Source organism: Chamaesiphon sp. VAR_69_metabat_338 (assembly GCF_031423935.1).
In the GTDB taxonomy this organism is placed as follows: domain Bacteria; phylum Cyanobacteriota; class Cyanobacteriia; order Cyanobacteriales; family Chamaesiphonaceae; genus Chamaesiphon.
On sequence record NZ_JANPGM010000172.1, the window covers coordinates 1 to 2,260 of the forward strand.

Annotated in this window: 2 protein-coding genes; one reads left to right on the top strand and one right to left on the bottom strand. The window is 51.0% G+C overall.

Annotation, left to right across the window (positions count from 1 at the left end):
* Positions 1-402 precede the first annotated feature (402 nt).
* Positions 403-792 (top strand): hypothetical protein, encoded by a 390-nt coding sequence (locus tag RMO84_RS05070; protein ID WP_310487388.1) that lies wholly within the window; start codon positions 403-405, stop codon positions 790-792.
* A 66-nt stretch (positions 793-858) separates the two neighbouring features.
* On the opposite strand, the gene RMO84_RS05075 is transcribed toward RMO84_RS05070, so the two are convergent.
* On the bottom strand, positions 859-2,260 hold a 1,402-nt coding region (locus RMO84_RS05075; RefSeq protein WP_310487389.1), incomplete at its 5' end, for a DUF4912 domain-containing protein.

The window sequence follows — 2,260 nt, forward strand, 5'->3', positions numbered from 1 at the left end:
TGAATCCCCCCTAACCCCCCTTAAAAAGGGGGGAAAAAGATCCGGAAGTCCCCCTTTTTAAGGGGGATTTAGGGGGATTCACACCAATTTCGCTTCTCACCAAAGATGTGTATACACGGTAGCTTAAAAAGGGGGGAACCGGATCGAAAGTCCCCCTTTTTAAGAGGGATTTAGCGGATGCAACCACGCGGAGGTTCCCTCCGCATGTGTTGCACCAAGCAGGGGGATTTACCCACCAGGAACGAAGCAATTAGACTTTTCAAACATCGCCTCAGACTAGAGCGAATCGAGTAATTAATTTAGCGTTAGGATATAACTACATGCTGCGTGTCACTAATTCCACAAGCTACTAGCATCAGCTAGTATCGACGCGCGCGATCCACCTTTAACTAAGATCTCATCATGCTTGGTAATTTTCAACGAAGTGAATTGCGGATTGAAGTACCAGCTACCCCTAGTACGATTCGCGATCGCTTATTATCGCCATCATCACTAACTAAGTGGCTATTTCCCCAACAAATGAAGTTTGCCAATCAAGATCTGCTGACAGTCGGCACGACATTTGAAACTAGTTTCGGCCCTGTCGCGGTCAAGTTGCAAGTCGATCGGGTCGATTCCCAATGTTTGCGCCTCTTACTGAGTCAGGGTGTCGATGGTTTCCACGAATGGTATTGGGGGGAAGGTTGGGTGCAATCGCGACTGGAGGGCGTTTCGCTGCTGCCGCTGAATCTGTATCAGACCGCAACTTTATTGCGATTGCGAGAATCGTTGCGATCGACAGAGCGCAGATAGAAGCAACAAAGAGCCGCAACTTCTCGATCTTGAGAAGTTGCGGCTCTTTGTTGAGTTAATTGTTGATTAGCCTCGGTTTGCGCCAATCCAGAGCGGAGCCGAACGCGCCAGCATCAACCAGCGACTATCTGCGGTTACATAACCGATTTCAGTTAGGTAGCGATGTTCGCTTTGACCGATCGGAATTTCCAAATCCCAAGCAGAATCGCTACATTCAAACTCTTGGAATGTAGACGGTAACTCGATATTAGAATCAAAATTGGTGACGTCATAAAGACGGACGACCAGTTTCTGACCGCCTTGTTCGCGCAACTGGCGTTTGAGGCGAACGGGAATTTCCCAGTGGGCATAGGCTTGCGTCGGGCTAGGCGAAACGAGGGTGATTTGACCTTCGCTGTAGAGATTTCCCGACAGATCGCCGCTGCGATCTTCCGTGGGAGTCTCTTTGCCGCCAAAGAAAGATTGGAAGGCTTGTCCGGCACCGACTGTTGCGGCTGCACCGCCTGCTAAGGCCGCACCGCCAAGGTTTTTGCCATCGTCTAACAATCCAGCAGCTTTGTCTTTAAAGCTGTCTAGAAAGCCAGATTCTTGGGAGATCGTGTCTTTTTCCATGTCGCCAGTTTCTTCGCCCAGCAGATCGGACAAGCCCGCAAAGGGATCTTCATCCAAATCGTCGAGGTTGATGGCTTCTAAATCGCGATCGAAGGTATCTTCAGCATTAATTTGCAACTCGGAGATATCTACTTTTTTCTCCCCGCCAAATAGAGCTGCGCCACCAGCCACAGCCGCAGCTCCCGCCGCGCCAGCAGCAGCACCGCCACCTTTGAGGAAGTCGCCAGCTTTGTCTTTAAGACCTTCTAAAGGATTGCCAAAGTCAAACGGATCGGCTTGGAGATCGAGAGCATCGGCAGCTTTGTCCGGGGCAGATTCCAAGGGAGTGCCAAAATTAAACGGATCGTCGTTGGCAAAGTCTTCGAGGGACAAGTCTTCAGACAAATCCGACTCCTTTTGACCGCCAAAGAAGTTATTGACCGATTTACCCGCGCCGCCAGCTAGAGCAGCACCGCCAGCTAATGCCGCAGCACCACCAGCCGCAGCGGCTCCACCACCATCTTTGAGAAAATCACCGACGCGATCGAATAAGCCACCGTCGCCAGCTGGATTGAGATTGACGTCGGGGATGAGATCGCCAGCTTTAGCTTGGATGTTTGCTGCGGTACCTTTAACATCGACCTCGGGTATTTCGAGGTTGAGATCGGACGATTCGGAATTGTCGCGGTTGAAAAAGTTGCTCGCGCCGCCAGCAATGGCCGCACCGCCAGCAGCGACGGCTGCGCCACCACCTTGAATAAAGTCGCCAGTTTTGTCCTTAATCCCTTCTAGCGGGTTATTCACATCTAGATTAGGGATGAGATTGGAAGACTTGTCTTTGAGTCCTTCTAACGGATTGGAGAGGTCGATGTCGGGA